Below are 796 nucleotides of genomic sequence, written 5' to 3'. Positions count from 1 at the left end.
AGAGTTGCACCTTCGGCCGCTCGGACACGTCACCGCCGAAGAGTTTACGTCACGCCGCACGAACCCGCCAATCGGGCTCGCACCGACGACCGCGCGCCGCGCTCACAGCTGCGCAGTGACCGACACCTCGGCTCCGTCGGGAGCGATGAGCGTGACCACGACCGACACCGGGGCGCCGAGCGGCACTCCGATCTCGACCGTCGATCCGATGAAGCGCCCGACGCGCCGCACCCGCCGGAACGAGATCGTGCCGTCCACCAGCGGCGGTCGCGGCGCCGTCGGGATCGCCGCGAGGTCGACCTCGGCGTTCAGCCCGCGCAGCAGCGGGAAGATCGGACCGGGCGGGAACGGCCGGGGCTCGCGGAACGGTCCCGGCCCCCTCCCCCGCCCGCGCCCGGCCGCCACCCGCACCCGGTACGGCTGGTCGAGTGCGGCGTCGGTGGCGACGACCACCACGACCCCGGCGAGCGCGCGCGCTGTGATCCCGATCAGATCGAGCGTGGCGGCGGGCGGAGGCGGGGGCGGCGTCCAGCCGGGGATGGTGGTCGTGCGCGTGGTGGTGCGGCCGCGGGGATCGGTGATCGACACGTCGACGGTGACGGATGCCGCGGCATCCGCTCTCGCGAACCACAGCGCGAGCGGCGACCGGCCCGCCGCTCGCACTCCGCGCTGGATCACCGCCGACCCGCCCGGCGGGGTAGTGAGCGGCGTCTCCACGAGCGATGCCAGCGAGACCGGGCCGATCTCGGTCGGGGCGGGACCGGCGCCGGTGATGACCGCGCGCACCGTGTGCTCG

General features: G+C 75.1%; 1 pseudogene. It reads right to left on the bottom strand.

From position 1 onward, the window contains the following. Window positions 1–102: 102 nt before the first annotated feature. Window positions 103–796 (bottom strand): annotated as a pseudogene (locus ACE3O1_RS14545) (hypothetical protein); the annotation flags it as partial.

Source organism: Microbacterium sp., assembly GCF_041909575.1.
In the GTDB taxonomy this organism is placed as follows: domain Bacteria; phylum Actinomycetota; class Actinomycetes; order Actinomycetales; family Microbacteriaceae; genus Microbacterium.
The sequence above is the reverse complement of the archived record's forward strand: the minus strand, read 5'-3'. Positions and strand labels throughout refer to the sequence as shown.